Consider the following 18,231-nt stretch of genomic DNA (forward strand, 5'->3'; position numbering starts at 1 on the left):
AACCGGCTCGCACCCTGTCAGTCCGGCCAGGGTCCGCCTTGACCGAGGTCAACCTTGAGCGGCGCCGGGCGCACCGATCGCCCCTGGGCCGCGGTGGGCGGACAGGAGGACGAGATCGGGCTTGGCGAGCGGGCGGCCGCGACCACCTTCTCGACGTCGAACTCGGCGAGCGCGGCGGTCGAACGCCACAGGCCGGCGCCGGCCGCGAGGTCCGCCATCCGGCCGAGGCGCCGCCGCAGGCGGGGGGCGGAACGGCGGTTTCCGGGCGGGGCCGCCTGGTGACGGTCGGTCATATGGACACTCCTCCAGTTCGGGACCGGCTTCGCAGCGTCCGCGTCGGGGTTCGTGCAAGCCGCATCGCCGTCGAATAGCAGCGCTCCGCGACAATTTAATATCACAACGATAATTAAACGCGCCAGGGGCTCGCGGCCGCTAGGAGGTGCGGGCGCGGCGGCGGGCGAGGCTGCGGATCACGACGGCGTGCCGCGCATGGGTCAGGCCGTAGCCCGACAGAAGGGCCGCGCAGGCGAGCGCGCCGATGAGGGGCGCGGCGGCGTTGGTCGCCACGATGGCCGTGCGGGCCGCCGCGCCGGAGGGGGCGTCGGCATAGCCCGCCATCTGCAGGAGCAGGCCCAGCCCGGCCGCGGCCAGGGCGATGGCCACCTTCTGCAGGAGGATGGCGAGGGCGAAGGCCAGGGCCTCGGGCCGCTCGCCCGTCCGGCGTTCCACATCGTCGGCGCAGTCGGCGACCATGCCCCAGACGATGCTGTAGACCCCGCTGGCGCCGATTCCGGCGAGGAAGGCCGCCAGGACCAGGTGCTGAGGCGCGGGGCCGAGCAGGAGCAGGGCGGCGAAGGCGCCGGCGCAGGTCAGGTGGGCCGCCTGCAGCACCCGCGCCTTCTCCCAGCGGCCCGACAGCCACGTCCACAGGGGCAGGCCCGCGAATTGCCCGGCCACGCCGACGGCCAGGACGGGCGAGGCGAGGGCCGGGTCGCCGAGCACGTGCGTGGTCAGATAGAGCAGGGTCTTGCCGAAGAGCGGCAGGGCCGCCACCGCCACCACGCCGGCGCCGACGGCCAGGAGATAGGGCGGGTGACGGAGCAAGGCGCCGAGCCCGCGTGTGAAGCTGAGCATCCGGGCGGCGGGCGGAGGCTGGTCGCGGCGGCGAACCGCCGCCCAGGCCAGGATCAGGACGCCGGCCGATGCGGTTCCGGCCAGGCCGCCATAGAGGGCCAGGAGCGGCGCCGACAGGCCGCCCTGGCGCGCCAGGGGCGCGATGGAGAGGGCGACCGTCAGACTGGCCAGCGAACTGAAGAAGAAGCGGGCGCCGGCGACCCGCGCCCGCACGCGGCTGTGGGACGTCACCCGCGCCAGGAGGGCGTTGTGCGGAAGATCGACCAGGGCGTAGCTCGCCCGGAAGAGCATCAGGGCGGCCATGACGACCGCCGGATGGGAAATCCCGAGCTGCGGCAGGGCGAGCAAGAGGGCGAAGCTCAGGCCGGCCGCCGGCGCGCCGAGGACGATGTAGGCGCCGTACCGGCCCAGCCGGCCGCGGCTGCGGTCGGACTGGCGCGCGATCAGGGGATCGAGAACGGCGTCCAGCAGCAGCGAGGCCAGCACCATGCCGCCGGCGAGGGCGGGGGAGAGGCCCAGGAGGTCGGTGAGGATGAAGAGCAGGGCCACCTCCAGGGCGCCCCACAGCAGGTTCTTGCCGAAATTGCCGCTCGCGTAGACGCCGTAGCGCAGGCCGCCGAGGCGGGTCGGCTCCGCAGGCGTGGGACCCGGCTTCAGCATCGCGTTGTCATAATCGGCATGTTAAGTACCGATGTGAGATTTAATATGGAGAGTGTGGCTTGCGGCACTGTTTCAACCGGGCCCTGGCGGTCCTGGCCGGCCTTACCGCCGTCGCGGGCGGGACGCCTGACGCCCTGGCGGCTCCCCTTCGGCTCAACGAGCTGCAGTACATCGGAACGCACAACTCCTATCACGTCGCGCCGGACGCGGCCGTCTTCGAGGTGATGCGCCGCACAAACTACCGGGAAAGCGAATCCTGGACCGCCGCCCGCCTGGCGCCGGCGCTCAGCTATACCCACGCCCCCATCGCAGAGCAGCTCGAGCTCGGCTTGCGCGTCTTCGAATTCGATCTGCACGACGACCCCGACGGCGGACGTTTCGTCGCGCCGGGGTTCCTTAGAGCCCTGACGCCGGAGGCGCGCCGCGCCCTGGCGCCGGTGGATCCGGCAGGGGAGCTGTCGCGGCCGGGCCTGAAGGTCTTCCACGCCGCCGACACCGATGTCCGCAGCCGCTGTCTGCGGTTCGTCGCCTGTCTCCAGTCCATTCGCGCCTGGTCCGACGCCCATCCGGACCACGAGCCGATCATCATCCAGCTGGAGACGAAGGAAGGCGTGAAGCCGCCGTTGGCGGACGCCTATCGGCCGGTCGGCTCCCCGCCGTTCGGGGAGGCGGCCTTCGCGCGCCTGCACGCAGAGATCCTGTCGGTCTTCCCCGAGGAGCGCCTGTTCCGTCCGGCGGAGGTGCGGGGCGACTTCGACAGCGTCAACGCCGCGGTCCGCGCCGTCGGATGGCCGCCGGTCGACCGGCTTCGCGGCCGCATCATCTTCCTGCTCCTGGACGCGCCGGAGAAGCAGGACGAGTACGCCGCCTTCGCCCGGCGCGCCGGGGGCGCGCTGCTGTTCGTCTCCCGCAGTCCGGAGGATCCGGAGACCGGATGGCTCATCCGGCCGGAGCCGGACGTGGCGGCGATCGCCGCTTTCGTCGACCAGGGCTTCCTCGTCTACACCCGCGCCGACGCCGACGGCCTGGAGACGCGGACGGGCGACCGATCGCGTTGCCGTCGGGCCGTGGAGTCCGGCGCACAGATGATCGCCACGGACCGCCCCACGCCCGACCTCCGCCATTCCGACTACGAGGTCTCCTTCGACGGCGCCTATGTGCGGCCGCGCGCCTCGGCGACGGCGGCCGGCGCCTGCGAGGCGATCAGGCCTTCTCGAGAAAGCGGACATAGAGGGGCTGGGCCGCAGCCCCGATGACCCCGGCCAGAGGTCCGAGCGCCGAAGCCAGCACGCGCGGGCGCGGCAGTCCGACGCCCTCGTCGCAGAAGCCCGGCCCATCGATCCGTGCGGCGAGCTCCTGCAGCAGGTGGTGCGGCATTCGCCCGCCGATCACCACCGCCTCGGGGTCGAGGATCCGGGCGGTGACCGAGAGGCCGCGCTGAAGCTGGCTGGCCGCCCCGTTGAGCCAAGCCTTGAGGGGCGGGCAGGTCTGGGGAAGCAGGTCCTGCAGGTCGGTGAAGTCCTCGGCCGCGAAGCCCGAGCGCCGCAGATGGTCGAAGAGATCCTGTCCCGAGGGCCGCGGCTCGTCATTGGGGAACTGCACCCCGATCAGCCCGGCGTTGCCGTGCACGCCACGGTGAAGCCGTCCGCCCAGGATGAGGCCGCCGCCGATTCCGTGGCCGATGTGGGCGAAGAAGTAGTTGTCGATCGACTGCCCGACGCCCAGCAGCCGCTCACCCAGGGCGGCGCTCGCCGCGTCGTTTTCAACGAAGACCTCGTTGCCGAGGTGGGCCTGCAGCTCGGCCTGCAGGTCCGCGCCGTGGAACAGGGGAAAGCGGGGATGGGGATTGAGCTGCTTGCGGTCGTCGATGAAGTCGCCCGGCAGGGCGAAACCGACGCCGGCGAGCAGGCTTCGCGCCAGCCCGCGCCGCTCGCAGAAGCCCGCGATAGCGGTTTCGGCCGCCGCGGCCACCTCGGCCGGCGTGCCCGTCCCGAGATCCAGCGTCTCACGTTCGAGAAGGGCGCCGGACAGGTCGATCATGCCGACCTGGACGTCCTTGGTGGTGAAGTAGACGCCGGCGGAATAGGCCGCGTCGGGGCGCACCATCAGCGGCCGCGACGGCTGACCGCGAAGGCCGGTGCGCAGGACTTCCTCGACCAGCAGGCCCCTGTCCGTCAGCTCGCGTGTGATGCGGGTCACCGACATGGTCGACAGCTCGGTCAGCGGGCTGATGTCGACCCGCGCAATGGGCCCGTGACGCCAGATGACGTCCAGCACGCGCCGTTCGCTCGGGCTGAGATCGTGTGGGATCGGCATTTGCGGTCGTGTCCTTCGCTCGCCCTCGTAATTCGGAACGAACGAAATCGAAAGCCGGCAACTAAATAACATGACGTTATGAAATCGTTATGATCGGGGCGTATGGAGGGCCCGAGGGCGACAAGCTCAGAAAGGGTGGGGATCATGACCATGTCCGGCACAACGTCTCGCATCGGCGGGATTTCGCTTCTGGCTCTGGCGGCGGCGCTGGCCGCCAGCCCGGCCTTGGCCCAGGCGGAGGGGCAGGCGGCGCCCACCGCGGTGGGCGAGCTGATCGTCACCGGTCAGCGCCTGGCCAACCGCCGCGCGGTGGAGGCCAAGCGGGAGTCGGCGACCATCAGCGACGTGCTCGCCGCCGACGACCTCAACCGCCTCCCGGACCAGAACCTGGCCGAGGCGCTCGGCCGCGTGCCCGGCGTGACGGCCTTCCAGGACGAGGGCGCCGGCCTCTATGTCGGCGTGCGTGGCCTCAGCCAGGAATTCGTCAACCTGACCATCGACGGGGTGGAGGTGTCCTCGGCCTCGCGGACCTGGGACCCCAACCTGCGCGGCGCCAATCTGGAGGCCGTGCCTTCCACCTTCGTGCGGCAGGTGGAGGTTCTGAAGGCGATGACGCCGGACCTGGACGGCGACGCCATCGCCGGCACGGTCAATCTCGTCACCCGCAGCGCGCTCGACGCGCGCCCGTGGTTCTCGGCGGGCCTGGCGGCGGGCCAGTACGAAGAGGACGTGCCCGACTCCGAGACGGGGCTGTCGGGGAAGGGCTCCCTTTCCTTCGGCCGCGCCTTCGCCGACGGCGCCCTGGGCGTGGTGCTGGACGCCAACTTCCGCTCGGTGGAGCGCGACAACCTCAAGCCGGACGCCTGGTTCGGCGCCAAGGCCGCCGACGAGCTGCCCGAGGAGGTCGGCGGCTATTTCTACGAGCGCGAGGAGACCAGCTATGGCCTCGTCGGAAAGCTGGAGTTCCGGCCCACGGCTGAGCTGAGCGGCTTCGTGTCGGCGAGCTATTCGGACTCCGACACCCATGTGGCCAAGAACAAGAACGCGCTCTACGGCGCGGTCTCCAATCCCGCCGCCATGAGCTTTACGCGCGCCGTCGGTACGGCGCGCAACGACGATGTCGACTATGGCGTGGACGGGGCGCTGACCTTCGCCGCGGAAGTCGACTGGCGGGTGGGGCCCCAGACCGACCTCGCCCTCAAGGCCTCGACCTCGCAGAGCGCCTCCTATCAGGATGACCCGCGCGTCGACTGGTACAATGGCGGCCCGCTGAGCGGGACCTATTCGACCGACGGCGAGCGCTTTCTCTACGATCTCGACGCGGCGAGCCAAGCGGTCTTCCTCAACCCCGCGGCCTACGGATTCAACGGCTATCGTCGGTTCCGCGAACGGCTGGAAAAGGGCGTCGACGTGGTCCGGCTGGACCTTGCCCACGAACGCCAGGGCGAGACGGGGCTCGGCTTCCAGTTCGGGGCCAAGTGGAAGTCCACCGACCTCGACTACACGGCCAGCTACCTCCGCTGGCGCAATCCCACCGTGCCCGTCGATTTCGCTCAGTTCGTGAGCCGCGCCGACTGGACCTTCCCCGGCACGTCGAACCCGGCCGTCGTGCTGGCCGACATCGGCGCCCTGAGCGCCTATGCCGAAGCGATCGGCCCCGGCGGCTTCCGGCGCACGGAGGGTTACGACAACGCCAACGACTATACGGCCAAGGAGGCGGTCCTCGCCGCCTACGGTCTGGCGGACCTGCGGACCGAGCGCCTGCGGATCGTGGGGGGACTGCGCTACGAAAGGACCGAGGTGGAGGCCCGCAACCGCTTCAACCACGCCGAGGACGAGGCCTTCGTCGAGACGAGCGGCGACTATGGCGACTGGCTGCCCTCGGCGGTCATGACCTATGACCTGGCCGAAGGCTTCCGCCTGCGGCTGGCCGCCAGCCGCGCCATCGGCCGCCCCGACGTTCGCGACCTGGCCCGCGGGGAGACGCCGCCCAACGACAATGGCGTCTATGAGCGCGGCAATCCCGACCTAGAACCGCGCCGCGCCACCAATCTCGACGCGGCCCTGGAATACGACTTCGACGGCGGGGCGAGCCTCGTCTCGATCAGCCTGTTTCACAAGGACATCGACAACGAGATCTACGATCTCCAGACGCCCTATCTCTTCACCGACGATACCGGCGCGCAGATCAACTCCTACTTCGTGCAGCCGGACAACGCCGGCGGGGCGCGGGTGTCGGGGATCGAGATCGGCCTGACCAAGGACCGGTTCAGCTTCCTTCCAGCGCCGTTCAACCGGCTTGGGCTCAGCGCCAATCTCACCCTCAACCGAGGCGAGATGGACCTGGTAGACGCCGGCGGCGCGGTGGTGCGCACCGTCGATCCCGAGGGGCTGTCGGAGCGGCTGGCCAACGCCACCCTCTTCTATGAGGGCGAGCGGCTCTCGGCCCGTCTGGCGTGGCGCTACGCCAGCGAACAGACCCAGCAACTCAGCGTCGACGGTTCGGCCGATCTCATCCTGGACGACTACCAGCAGACCGATCTGCACCTGGCCTACCGGGTCAACAAGCGCCTCGAACTGTTCGGCGAGGTCTGGAACCTGTTCGAGGACGAGCAGACCTTCACCAACGCCGACTTCGTGGCGGGCCTTCCCAACTGGTACGAGAAGGTCCGTTACGGACGGGCGGTGTGGATGGGCCTCAACCTGAAGTTCTGATCGCGGGCGCCGTCGGCCAATGCGTCGGCGGCGCCCCGCCGTGGGTCAGGCGATCAGCCAGTCGCCCGGGTTCGTCGCCGTCACGCCCACCAGGACGATCTGGCCGGCGGTGGGCTGGCCGGTCCAGGCCAGGTCGAGGATGGTGTCGCCGCCCTCGTAGCGCAGGGCGTAGGTCGTGCCCGGATCGAGCAGGAGCCGGTCCCCCTCGGCGCTGTTGAAGTCGAGGATCCGGTCGAGGCCCGCATCGCCGGAAGAGTGGAAGATATCGGCCCCGGCGCCGCCCGCCAGGGTGTCGTCGCCGCGGTCGCCGGAGAGCCAGTCGTTTCCGTCGCCGCCGCTCAGCGTGTCGTTGTCCTTGCCGCCGCGGACCAGGTCGTCTCCCGCGCCGCCCTCGCAGGTGTCGTTCCCCAGATTGCCGTAGACGATGTCGCCGCCGGCGTCGCCGTAGAGCAGGTCCTGATCCTTGCCCCCGACGACCCAGTCGGCGCCGTCTTCGCCGCGCACCGTGTCGTCGCCGGCGTTGCCGTGCACGTCGTCGAAGGCCGCGCCGCCCCAGAGCTGGTCGTTCCCATCCATCCCGCGCAGGAAGTCGAGCCCGCCGCCGCCCCAGATCTGGTTCTCCGCGGCGTTGCCCAGCACCGTGTCGGCGTCGGGGCCGCCGACGACGTTCTCGATGACCGTGTTGAAGGCGATGCCGAGATTGTCCGAGAAGGTGTAGGTCTCGGGCGTGGCGATGTTCTCCTGGAAGAAGTCGCCGGCCCAGGGAAAGCGGACCAGCAGCTGGGCGATCTGTTCGGCCGCGGAGAAGTAGGCGATCGAGGAGTAGGCGCCCGGCGCCAGGTCGACGCTCGAGCCGCGGAGATTGCCGGAGAGGTCGAAGGTGTCGACGCCGCCGGCGTCGTAGATGCTCTGGAAGAAGGGGCGGTTCTCGTCCCAGCTATAGGTGGTGTTCCCCGCCGCCGTCGTGGGATCGGCGCCATAGCGCTGCTGGATGGCGGCGATGTCGAACACCATCGGCGTCTCGGGATAGACCGACTGAGGCACGATCCTCACGCCGGTCGCCGTCGCCTCGGCGCGCCAGAAGAGAAGGTCCTCGGGCGCGGTGTAGGACATCACCGTGTAGCGGGTGGTGTCGAACTCGGCCGGCAGGGTCGCGCCGTCCTCGAAGCTGTGCTTGAGGCCGATCGCGTGCCCGATCTCGTGAATCATGGCGCTGAAGTCGTAGCGGCCGGCGGCAAAGTCCGACCCTGTGTGCTCGGCGCTGATCCAGATGTCGCTCATATAGGCCGACCCGACGCCCCCGGCGTAGGGGGGATAGTAGGCGTAGCCCCAGGTGTCTTCGCCGTCGTCTCCGCTGACATCGGTGAAGGCCACCCGGATCGCGCCCGGCGCGGAGACATCGTCGGTCTGGACGAAGGTCGCCGCCATCACCTTGTCCCAGGCGTCGGCCGCCGCGGCGAACCGCTGGGCCTGGGTTGCGTTCAGGACGCTGTAGGCGGGATCGCTCGACTCTTCCCCCGGGCCGTAGTCCGGCCAGGCCGAGCCGGCGCGGGCGACGCTGTAGGTGATCGTGCTCCCTCCGATCCAATGGGTCGGGACGAGGAGGGCCGACGTGATTGCGCTCAGGGAGGGCAGGACCATGGCAGTTCTCGCAAAGGGTGGTCCTGGCTCTTACCCGATGTGATCTGAACGAACCGTCCACACATTGACGCACCCCTCAAAGATCACCCACAAGTGATTGAAACTTCAGTAGTCCGGAGATCCGATGGCCGATCTGCCGCCGGCGACGCCCAGTCCGTTGCTCGCCCCCGCCCCGACTGTGGCCGAAGTCCAGGTGACGGCGCCGCGCCTGCCGCCCAGCCCCGCCATGGGGGCCTTCTCGGTGATCCGGCTGACGCCTGAGACGCTGGAGGGCAGCCCGCGCCTGGACGAGGCCCTGCGGCGCGTGCCGGGCGTGGAGCTTTTCCGGCGCACCGCCAGCGACGTGGCCAATCCGACGATCCAGGGCCTTTCGCTGCGCAATTTCGCGCCTTCCGGAGCCGGCCGCGCCCTGGTCACCCTCGACGGCGCCCCCCAGAACGATCCGTTCGGAGGCTGGGTGATCTGGTCGGCCCTGCCGCCGGAGTCCCTGGCCGAGGTCGAGATCATCAAGGGCGCCGGCGCCGGCCCCTACGGCGCCGGCGCGCTGACCGGCGTCGTCAACCTGACGGAGCGGGCTGCGCGGGACGGCGTCCTGGGGCTCGACGTCTCGGCCGCCTCGCGGGGCGAGCTCCGCGGCGTGGCCGTGCTCGGCGCGCCGCACCTGCTGACGGTGGTCAGCGCCTCCACCCGAGACGGCTATGTCCCGGTCCGCGGCCCCGGCCGCGGCGCGGTGGACGAGCCTGCGGGACTCGACGCCGCCTCGGTGGCGGCGCGCCTGCAGGGGGAGGTCGCCGGCGTCACGGCCGCCTTCCGGCTCTCGGCCTACCAGGAGGACCGCGAGGGCGGCGTCCAGGGCGTCGGTTCGGAGACGAGCGGCGGCTCAGCGACCCTCACCCTGGCGGAGGCCGCAGGGCCCGACGCCGGGGGTTGGCGGCTGCAGGCGTGGCTGCGCTCCAGCGACATGAAGAACCGCTTCGCCGCCATCGAGGACGACCGGTCGGGCGGCCGTCCGGCGGCCGAACAGTATGCGACGCCGGCTGTCGGGTACGGTCTCAACGCGGCCTATCGCTGGCGCCGCGGCGCCTGGACCTGGGAGGCCGGCGGCGACCTGCGCATCGCCGAGGGCGAAACCCAGGAACGCTTCCGCAATCTGGGGGCGGGCTTCACCCGCGGCCGCATCGCCGGCGGCCGGACCGAGGTGGGCGGCCTCTATGCGGAGGGCGTCTATGATGGCGGGGACCGCCTGTTCACCGGCGCGGTCCGCGTCGACGCCTGGGCTGCGCGGGACGCGGTCCGCCAGGAACGGGATCTCGCCGGCGGCGCCGTGCTGCTCGATTCCCGCGCCCCGGATTCCGACGGCGTGACGCCCACGGCGCGGCTGGGCGGGCGGGTGCGCCTGACGGACGCGGTCTGGCTGCGCGGCGCGGCCTATTCGGGTTTCCGCACGCCCACCCTCAACGAACTGCATCGGCCGTTCCGCGTGGGCGCCGACATCACCGAGGCCAATCCCGAACTCGAACCCGAACGGCTCTATGGCGCGGAGTTCGGCCTGTCCGGCGAGGGAGCCGTGAGCTGGGACGCCACTGTCTTCTACAACCGGCTCGAAGACCCCATCACCAATGTCACGCTCGCCCAGGGCCCGGGGACCTTCCCCATCGCCGGCTTCGTGCCGGCGGGCGGCAGCCTGCGTCAGCGGCGGAACGCCGGGGCCATCGACGCTGTGGGGGTCGAACTCTCGGCCGCCCGCAGCTTTGGCCCGATCTCCGCCCGCGCCGCCCTGGCCGCCGTGCGGGCCGAGGTGGACGGCGGCTCCGCCGCGCCGCAGCTCACCGGCCTTCGCCCGGCCCAGACGCCGGAGGTCTCGGCCACCGCCCAGCTGGGCTGGCGGGCCAGCGAGCGCCTGAACCTGTCCGCCGGCCTGCGCTACGAGGGCGAGCGCTACGAAGACGACCTCAACAGCCGCACGCTGTCGCCCGCCGCAACGCTCGACCTCCAGGCCGCCTGGCGCACGACGTCGGGCGGAGAATTCTACGTGGCGGCCGACAACCTCTTCGACGCCGAGGTGGAGGTGGATGAGGATGGCGACGGCCTGGAGACCTTCGCCGCGCCGCGCACCTTCCGCGTCGGCTACAGGCTGCGCCGCTGAAGCGGCTGGGAGAAACGCCGATGGAAACGCCCTTCGCCCGCTTCGTCTTCGAGGCGCTCGTCGACATCGCCCCCGCGATCGTGCAGGGCGAGACGGCCTCGGGCGTGCGCCGCTTCATCCCCATCACCGGCGGCCGGCTCGAGGGGCCGGAGCTGTCGGGCGAGGTCCTGCCGGGCGGCGCGGACTGGCAGACCCTGCGGCCCGACGGCTGCACGGAGATCGAGGCCATCTACGCGATCCGGGCGGACGACGGCGCCGTGGTGGCGGTCCGCAACCGCGGGCTTGTCGCGCCGGTGGAAGGTGGAACGCCCTATGTCCGCACCGTGGCTCAGTTCGAAGCGCCGAAGGGACCGCACGACTGGCTGAACCGCGCCATCTTCGTCGGCACGCTCTCCGTCGCCAACGCCGAGCGGACCGTGGTGCGGGTCCGCATCTTCCAGCTCGACTAGGGCTTCGCCAGGGTCTGCTGGGCGGTCTCCAGGAACCTGATCACCGCCAGCTCAAAGGATCGATCGGACGTGGACCCCTTCAGCGGCAGCGCGCCTTCGGCGTAGGCGTCCAGGACGAAGGGGTGGATATAGGCCTTGCGGCAGACCGTGGGCGTATTGCCCAGCAGGCCCGCAACGGCCTTCACACAGGTGTTCACGTTCCGCTTGGCGGCGGTCGCCGTCTCGCAATCGCCGGCGTCCGCCAGGGCGCGGGCCGCCGACACCGTCGCCGCCCAGGTGCGGAAGTCCTTGGCCGACACGTCCAGGCCCATCGCCTCGCGCAGGTAGGCGTTGACGTCGGCCGATTCCACCGCGTGGCGCTCGCCGTCCTCGTCCAGGTATTGGAAGAGCCGCTGGCCGGGAATGTCCTGGCAGGACTTCACCACGCGCGCCAGGCGACGGTCCTGGAAGCCGGTCTCGTGATCCTTGCCGGCCTTGCCGCGGAACCGGAAGGTGGCGCCTCGGCTGTTGATGCGCGCGTGCCGGTCGCGCAGCGTCGTCAGGCCGAAGCTCTTGTTCGTGCGGGCATATTCGTCGTTCCCGACGCGGATCAGCGTCACCTCCAGGAGCCGGACGACGGCGGCCAGCACCTTTTCGCGGGGGAGGCCGCGCCGGCCAAGGTCGGCCTCGACCTTGCGGCGCAGGCGCGGCAGGGCGCGGCCGAAGGCGGTCAGCCGGTCGAACTTGGCGAGGTCCCGGGCTTCGCGCCATCGCGCATGATAGCGGTACTGCCGGCGGCCCCGCTGGTCGCGCCCCATGGCCTGGATGTGGCCGTCGGGATCGGGGCAGATCCAGACCTCGGTCCAGGCCGGCGGAATGGCCAGCTTGCGGATCCGGTCGAGGGTGTCCTCGTCCCGCACCGGCCGGCCCTCAGGGTCGAAATAGGAGAAGCCGCTCGACCCGGCGCTGCGCCGGAGCCCGGGATCGTCGGCGTTCACATAGGTCAGGCCCGCCTCGGCGGGATCGGTTTCGAACGTGGCGATGTCGCGGGGCATGAACGCTGAACTTGAGGCGAACCGGGGGCGGGCGCCGGGCAGCAACGTGCTAGGAGGAGACGCAGTTCCGCTGAGCCCAAGAGTCGCCGACTTGAACTATCGCCACGCCTTCCATGCCGGGAATTTCGCCGACATCCTGAAGCATGCGGCCATCCTGATGACCCTCTCGGCGCTCCAGGCGCGGCAGCCGAGGCTGACGGTCATCGACACCCATGCCGGTTCCGGCGTCTATGATCTGCGCGGCCCCGCCGCACGGAAGTCGAACGAGGCTCAGGCCGGCGTGCTGCGGCTGATGGCCGGGCCGGCCCCCGCGGCGCTGGAGCCGCTGAAGCGCCAGGTGGCCGCCCTGAACGAGGGCGGCGAGACGGTGCTCTATCCCGGCTCGCCGCGGCTCGTGACCGACGCGCTGCGGCCGGCGGACCGGTATGTGGGCTTCGAGCTGCAGCCGGACGAGCACAGACGCCTGCGTGAGAACCTGGCCGGTCGACGGAACCTCGACATGAGGCTGGGCGACGGGTTCGCCGAAGCCTCCGCCCGCATCCCCACCGACGCAGGCGCGCTCCTGCTGATCGACCCGCCCTTCGAAAAGGCCGACGACTATGGCCGCATCGTCGAGACGGTCGCCGCCGCCCTGGCCCGTTCGCCGGCGGCGACGGCGCTGGTCTGGCTGCCGCTCAAGGACCTGGAGACCTTCGACGCCTTCCTGCGCGACCTGGAGGACGCCGTCGAGGCCCCGGTCCTGGTCGCCGAGACGCGGCTGCGGCCGCTGGACGACCCGATGAAGATGAACGGCTGCGCGGTCGTGCTCCTGAACCCGCCCGCGGGCCTGGAAGCCCCGTTGGCCGACGTCGCCGCCTGGGTGAGCGGGGCCGGGGAGGGCGGCGCAGGGCGGGTCTGGCGGATCGACTGAAGGCCGGGGCAGACGGGCTGGACGACCCGTGTTATGTTGCGGCGCACAAACGCTTCGCGCCGGAGGTCGTCATGATCGAGTCGCCTACCGGGTCGGACGCCGCTCGCGTCCCGCCCGCCAGCCTTGAAGCCCATCTGCGCGTGCCGCTCGGCGCCGTCTCCCCCCTGTGGTTCTTCTACGCCAGCGCCGCCGCCGCCGGGGCGACCGCCTGGTGGATGACCCGCTGGATGCAGCCTGTGAACCTGGAAGCCCTGTGGGGAGAGGCCACGCTCTCGTCCCCGCTGCGGCGACCCCTGCCGCCGCCCGGCGCCGGCCAGCCGACCGCGCCCGAGTCCCCGCCTGTGCCGCTCGCCGCGGAACCGCCGACGGCGGCCGCCGGAGCGGTCGCGGCCGCCGCGACCGCCTCGCCGCCGCCGGCCGAGGCCGAGCCGGCGCCCGCGGCGCAGGCTTCGAAGCCCTCGCCCCCCGACGCGCCGAAGCCGGCCAGGCCGAAGGCCGCGCGCGCCGCCGCGGACGGCGCTGCGGCGGCCAAGGGGGCGAACGCCGGCGGCGACTAGCCTCCGGCGGCGGCCCGTCGTAAGTCTCCGCGCTTCGTAGCGGGGCGGGGAGCGGCGTCGGCGTGATCAAGCGCCTGTTCGACATTGCGGCGGCAAGCGCCGGGCTGCTGGTCCTGTGGCCGGTTCTCCTGGCTCTCGGCCTCGCGGTCCGCCTGGACAGCCCCGGGCCCGCCATCCACTGGTCGCGCCGCGTGGGGCGGGACAATCAGATCTTCGCCATGCCGAAGTTCCGCACCATGCGGACCGATACGCCCGACGTGGCGACCCATCTGCTGACCGAGCCGGAGCGATGGATCACGCCGCTCGGCCGCTGGCTGCGGCGTTCGAGCCTGGACGAGCTTCCGCAGTTGTGGAGCGTGCTGGTCGGACAGATGAGCCTGGTGGGCCCGCGCCCGGCGCTCTTCAACCAGGACGACCTGATCGCGCTGCGGACGGAGGCCGGGGTGCACCGCCTGCGCCCCGGGGTCACCGGCTGGGCGCAGATCAACGGCCGCGACGACCTGCCCATCGACGAGAAGGTGCGGCTGGACGCCGAGTATCTCACGAAGCGGAGCTTCCTGTTCGACCTGCGCATCATTCTGGTGACGGCGCGCGCTGCGGTTGCGGCGCAGGGGGTCTCGCACTGACGGACACCGCCGGGCGGCTCGCGCGTTTGTGAACTCGCCCCCAGGAGTTCACGTCCGTGCCCCCTTCCTCCTCCGATGCCCACGACCCGCTCCGCCGCGCACGCGCCTGGGGCGCGGCGCGCTGGCGCCAGCTTCGCGCCGGCATGGCCGATCCCTACGCGCCGGCGCGGGGGCCGGAGACCGAACGCCGCCGCCGCCGGGGGCTGCAGATCGCTGCGGGCGTCCTGGCCAGCCTCGCGCTCGTCTTCGTCCTGTTCCTGCTGCTCTTCGACTGGAACATGCTGCGGGGGCCGATCTCGCGCTTCGCTTCGGCGCAGACGGGGCGGCAGATCGCCATCACCGGGGACCTCGAGGTCCGGCCCTGGTCGCTCAAGCCCGCGGCCGCCTTCAACGGCGTCGTCGTGGACGATCCTGAATGGGCGGGAGAGGGCAAGACCGCGCAGGTCGAACGCCTCACCGTGCAGATGGAGCTGCTGCCGCTTCTGCGCGGACACAGAATCCTGACGCGGCTGGAGGTGCGACATCCCGATGTGCGCCTGCTGCGCGCCGCCGACGGCCGCCACACCTGGGACTTCTCCAAGGACGACAAGCCCTCCGGGGAGCCGCTGGAGATGCCGCTCATCCGGCGGTTCGTCATCGAGGAAGGCGAACTCCGCTTCGATGACCGCCAGCGCGACCTGACCTTCTCCGGCACGATCTCGGCCCAGGAGGAGGCCGGCGGGGCGCAGGGCTTCCGTCTGGCCGGCGACGGACGCCTGAACGGCGAGCCGTTTCGCCTGCGGGTCGGCGGCGGGCCGCTGATCAATATCGATCCCGGCGATCCCTATCCCTTCGACGGCGAGGTCCGCGCCGGAGCCACCCGGATCACGGCGAAGGGGGCGCTGCCCGAGCCCTTCGATCTCGGCCGCTTCCACCTCGACCTGACGGCGGAGGGCCCGGACCTCGCCGATCTCTATCGCCTGACCGGCCTGGCCCTGCCCAACACCCCGCCCTACGAGCTGAAGGGCCGGCTGGTGCGCGAAGGCCGCGTCTATTCGCTCGACGATCTCGGCGGCCGGCTGGGCGACAGCGACATCCGCGGAGATCTGCGCGTCGACACCCGCGAGGAACGGCCGTTCCTTCACGCCGACCTGCGTTCGCGCAGGCTCGACTTCGACGACCTGGCCACCCTCTTCGGCGGCGCGCCGGCGACGGGGGAGGGCGAGACCGCCTCGCAAGGTCAGCAGGCCGTCGCCCGTCAGATGCAGGTCAACGCCCGCATCTTCCCGGATTCCCCGCTTCAGGTGGAGCGCATCCGGGCGATGGACGCCGAGCTGTCCTATCGCGCCGAGGCCATCGAGGCGCCGCACCTGCCGCTGCGCGGCGCCGATCTGCACCTGACCCTGGACAAGGGCCTGCTGAACGCCGACCGCGTCGTCTTCAGCCTGCCGCAGGGCGACTTCTCCGGGGCGATCCAGCTCGACGCGCGTCAGGACGTGCCGGTGACCACCATGGACATGCGCCTGAGCGGCGCCCGCCTCGAACAGCTAATCCCCGTCCAGAGCGGCGGCGCCCAGCCGCTGCGGGGCGATCTTGTCGGCCGCGTGCAGCTGCGCGGACGGGGGCTGTCGGTGCATGACACCATGTCCACCGCCGACGGCGAGGTGGTGGTGGTCATACCGCAGGGGGAGGTGCGCGAGGCCTTCGCCGAGCTGCTCGGCGTCAATGTCGTAAAGGGGCTGGGGCTCCTGCTCTCCGGCGACCAGAGCCAGGTCCCGATCCGCTGCGCCGTCGGACACTTCCGGGCCCGTAACGGCGTGCTGCGCTCCAATCAGATCGTCTTCGACACCGAGCCGGTGCTGGGCCACGGGGAGGGCCGGATCGATCTGGGACGGGAGCGGATGAGCGTGAGGATCGACGGGGAGGCCAAGGAGCCGCGCCTCATCCGTCTGATGGCGCCGGTGACGGTGAGCGGCCCCCTGCGCAAGCCGAGCCTCGGGGTCGAGGCGGGCGGAGCTATCGCCCAGGCGGGACTGGCCGCAGCGCTGGGCGCGGTGGCCGCGCCGCTCGCCGCCCTGCTGCCCTTCGTCGATCCGGGTCTGGCCGAGGACGCCGCCTGCGGCGCCCTCATCGCCGAGGCCCGCCGCCAGGGGGCGCCGGCCGATTGACGGCGCCGCCAAGGGCGTTTCACACTCAAGGCTTCAATGACCAGTCCGGGATTCCGCCTGATGAGCCCTATTCGCAAGCCTCGAACCCTCGGCCTGGCGGCCGGCGCGATCCTGGCGCTGACCCTGGCCGGGGCGGCTCTGGCCCAGACGGCGGCGGAAAAGGCCGTCGGCGCGCGCCAGGCGGGCTTCAAGCAGATCGGCGCGGCGTTCAAGACGATCAATGACGAAGCCCGGGCCGGCAAGCCTGACATGGCCGCCATCGCCGCCGCGGCGGCCAAGCTGAAGACCCACGCCGCCCAGGTGCCGACCTGGTTCCCGAAGGGCAGCGGCGTCGAATCCGGCGCCAAGACCGGCGCCAAGGCCGAGATCTGGAGCGACGCCGCCGGCTTCGCGAGCGCTTCGGCGAACTTCCAGGCCCAGGCCAACAAGCTCCAGCAGCTGGCCGCGGCGGGGAACGTGGACGCCACCAAGGCGCAGGTGCGTCAGGTGGGCGCGGCCTGCCAGGCCTGCCACTCGAAGTATCGCGAGAAGGACTGACCCGGTGGGCGAGGGGGGCAGCCGCGCCATTCCGCTTTGGGATCTGCCGACGCGCCTGACGCACTGGGCGATCGCCGTCGCCTTCGGCGTCTCCTGGTACACGGCCGACAACCACCTGATGGGCGCGCACCGGATCTCCGGCTACGTCATCCTGGGGCTGGTGGTCTTCCGGTTGTACTGGGGCGTGGCCGGCGGCTCGACGGCGCGCTTCGCAAGCTTCGTCCGCGGGCCAGGCGCCACGCTCGCCTACGCCCGCACCCTGCCGCGGCGCGACTCTGTGGCCGTGGCCGGGCACAACCCCCTGGGCGCGTGGAGCGTGGTGGCGATGATCGTCCTTCTCGCCGCCCAGGTGGGGATGGGCCTGTTCGCGGTCGACGTGGACGGGTTCGAGTCAGGGCCGCTGTCGCACTGGGTCAGCTTCGAGACGGGCCGGACGATCGCCGGCGCTCACGAATGGGGCTTCCGCGGACTGCTGGTCCTGATCGGGCTGCATCTGGCCGCGGTGGCCTACTACCACCTCTATAAGCGGCAGAACCTGATCGGGGCCATGATCCATGGCCGCCGCCGGTTGGGCGAGGGGGCCGAGCCGCTGAAGGGCGCGCCCCTGTGGCGCCTGGCCCTGGGCGTTGCGATCGCCGCAGGCCTGGCCTGGGCGATCGCCAAAGGGCTGCGGTTCTAGATCAGGCGCCGGCGGAGCGGTCGGCCGACTCGCGCAGGAAGGCGATCCAGGCGTCCTCGCGCGCCTTCTCGGCTTCGCGCAGCTTGGCCTCGGCCTCCTGGACGGCGGCGTCGTGCTTGCGCCACTCGGCCACGGCGCTCTCGCGCGCCGCGCGGGCCGCCTCCATGGTCGGGAAGCGGGCCAGGACGGCGCGAACCGAATAGCTGACCGGCGGTCCCACCGACTCGCGATCCGGATAGAATCCCGTCACCGAGTCGCCCGACTCCTTTTCGATGTGGAACACATCGGCCCAGCCCGCGTGGTGGCGCATCAGGGCCCAGGGCCGTTCGATCTGGTCGGTCATCAGGCACTCCTCGATTCCAGTGGCGCGAAACTAGCGCGGGACGCGTCCGGCTCCAATCGGCAGCGCGCGCGATTTGACGATCCTGGGCCAGGAACCCTTGGCCGCCCGCGCTCGCCCGATTGTGATCGCGGTCCGTTACCCTGTCCGCAATTCCGCCGCCAGGACGAACAGCGGCCAGGGCCGGCGAGCCCGCCGTCGCCCCCCACGGTTGCGGACAGGGCGGCTGGCTCAGGCGCGCGGCGCTGCGAGGTGACCTCTCCTGCGGCCTTGGCGCGCCTGCGCGAGGAGGCGCAGGGGCCATCCGGATCCGCCGCCGTCCGCGGCAGGACGGTGAGCC

16 protein-coding genes are annotated in these 18,231 nt (G+C 71.4%); 10 read left to right on the forward strand and 6 right to left on the reverse strand.

The genetic code is table 11. The features are described 5' to 3' along the window. Positions 1-17: 17 nt before the first annotated feature. Together H2041_RS08540 and H2041_RS08545 are read right to left on the reverse strand one after the other, a co-directional pair. Positions 18-293 carry a hypothetical protein gene (locus tag H2041_RS08540; RefSeq protein ID WP_293411629.1) on the reverse strand — a complete coding sequence of 92 codons (276 nt, stop codon included), beginning with the start codon at positions 291-293 and terminating at the stop codon, positions 18-20. A gap of 139 nt (positions 294-432) precedes the next feature. After that, positions 433-1,794: an MFS transporter gene (locus H2041_RS08545; protein ID WP_293411631.1), complete on the reverse strand. Its 1,362-nt coding sequence runs from the start codon at positions 1,792-1,794 to the stop codon at positions 433-435. A 59-nt stretch (positions 1,795-1,853) separates the two neighbouring features. Here H2041_RS08545 and H2041_RS08550 point away from each other — a divergent pair, with 59 nt between their 5' ends. Then, positions 1,854-3,050, forward strand: a complete 1,197-nt coding sequence (locus tag H2041_RS08550; RefSeq protein ID WP_293411633.1) for a Ca2+-dependent phosphoinositide-specific phospholipase C — start codon at positions 1,854-1,856, stop codon at positions 3,048-3,050. On the opposite strand, the gene H2041_RS08555 is transcribed toward H2041_RS08550, so the two are convergent. After that, positions 2,998-4,110 (reverse strand): ROK family transcriptional regulator, encoded by a 1,113-nt coding sequence (locus H2041_RS08555; protein ID WP_293411635.1) that lies wholly within the window; start codon positions 4,108-4,110, stop codon positions 2,998-3,000. The two genes, H2041_RS08550 and H2041_RS08555, sit on opposite strands and share 53 nt — an antisense overlap. 150 nt (positions 4,111-4,260) lie before the next feature. Between H2041_RS08555 and H2041_RS08560 the strand changes: the two genes are divergently transcribed. Continuing rightward, entirely contained in the window at positions 4,261-6,825 is a 2,565-nt protein-coding gene (locus H2041_RS08560; protein WP_293411637.1) for a TonB-dependent receptor, read from the forward strand. A 45-nt stretch (positions 6,826-6,870) separates the two neighbouring features. Here H2041_RS08560 and H2041_RS08565 read toward each other — a convergent pair whose 3' ends face one another. Beyond that, the gene (locus tag H2041_RS08565) at positions 6,871-8,466 is read right to left on the reverse strand and encodes a matrixin family metalloprotease (protein WP_293411639.1); all 1,596 of its coding nucleotides are present in this window, start codon (positions 8,464-8,466) and stop codon (positions 6,871-6,873) included. A 124-nt stretch (positions 8,467-8,590) separates the two neighbouring features. Here H2041_RS08565 and H2041_RS08570 point away from each other — a divergent pair, with 124 nt between their 5' ends. Then, entirely contained in the window at positions 8,591-10,612 is a 2,022-nt protein-coding gene (locus H2041_RS08570) for a TonB-dependent receptor (RefSeq protein WP_293411641.1), read from the forward strand. 20 nt (positions 10,613-10,632) lie between these two features. Continuing rightward, complete coding sequence (locus H2041_RS08575) at positions 10,633-11,061, forward strand: DUF3237 family protein (RefSeq protein ID WP_293411643.1); 429 nt, start codon at positions 10,633-10,635, stop codon at positions 11,059-11,061. Here the strand turns inward: H2041_RS08575 and H2041_RS08580 are convergent. Further along, positions 11,058-12,095, reverse strand: a complete 1,038-nt coding sequence (locus H2041_RS08580) for a DNA topoisomerase IB (RefSeq protein ID WP_293411645.1) — start codon at positions 12,093-12,095, stop codon at positions 11,058-11,060. The two genes, H2041_RS08575 and H2041_RS08580, sit on opposite strands and share 4 nt — an antisense overlap. Positions 12,096-12,186: 91 nt before the next feature. Between H2041_RS08580 and rlmJ the strand changes: the two genes are divergently transcribed. The 6 genes from rlmJ to H2041_RS08610 all read left to right on the forward strand — a co-directional run bounded on the left by rlmJ (position 12,187) and on the right by H2041_RS08610 (position 17,551). Then, positions 12,187-13,005 (forward strand): 23S rRNA (adenine(2030)-N(6))-methyltransferase RlmJ, encoded by an 819-nt coding sequence (gene rlmJ, locus H2041_RS08585; protein ID WP_293411647.1) that lies wholly within the window; start codon positions 12,187-12,189, stop codon positions 13,003-13,005. Positions 13,006-13,076: 71 nt separating this feature from the next. Next, the gene (locus tag H2041_RS08590; protein WP_293411649.1) at positions 13,077-13,562 is read left to right on the forward strand and encodes a hypothetical protein; all 486 of its coding nucleotides are present in this window, start codon (positions 13,077-13,079) and stop codon (positions 13,560-13,562) included. Positions 13,563-13,627: 65 nt separating this feature from the next. Beyond that, positions 13,628-14,188: a sugar transferase gene (locus H2041_RS08595; protein ID WP_293411965.1), complete on the forward strand. Its 561-nt coding sequence runs from the start codon at positions 13,628-13,630 to the stop codon at positions 14,186-14,188. A 56-nt stretch (positions 14,189-14,244) separates the two neighbouring features. After that, a complete protein-coding gene (locus H2041_RS08600; RefSeq protein ID WP_293411651.1) occupies positions 14,245-16,335 on the forward strand; it encodes an AsmA family protein in 2,091 nt (696 codons plus the stop codon). Between the two features lie 60 nt (positions 16,336-16,395). Further along, positions 16,396-16,872 (forward strand): cytochrome c, encoded by a 477-nt coding sequence (locus H2041_RS08605; protein WP_293411653.1) that lies wholly within the window; start codon positions 16,396-16,398, stop codon positions 16,870-16,872. Positions 16,873-16,876: 4 nt separating this feature from the next. Continuing rightward, complete coding sequence (locus H2041_RS08610; protein ID WP_293411655.1) at positions 16,877-17,551, forward strand: cytochrome b/b6 domain-containing protein; 675 nt, start codon at positions 16,877-16,879, stop codon at positions 17,549-17,551. A 1-nt stretch (position 17,552) separates the two neighbouring features. Here H2041_RS08610 and H2041_RS08615 read toward each other — a convergent pair whose 3' ends face one another. After that, entirely contained in the window at positions 17,553-17,894 is a 342-nt protein-coding gene (locus H2041_RS08615) for a hypothetical protein (RefSeq protein ID WP_293411657.1), read from the reverse strand. Positions 17,895-18,231: the final 337 nt, after the last annotated feature.

The organism is Phenylobacterium sp. (assembly GCF_013911965.1).
Lineage (GTDB): Bacteria > Pseudomonadota > Alphaproteobacteria > Caulobacterales > Caulobacteraceae > Phenylobacterium.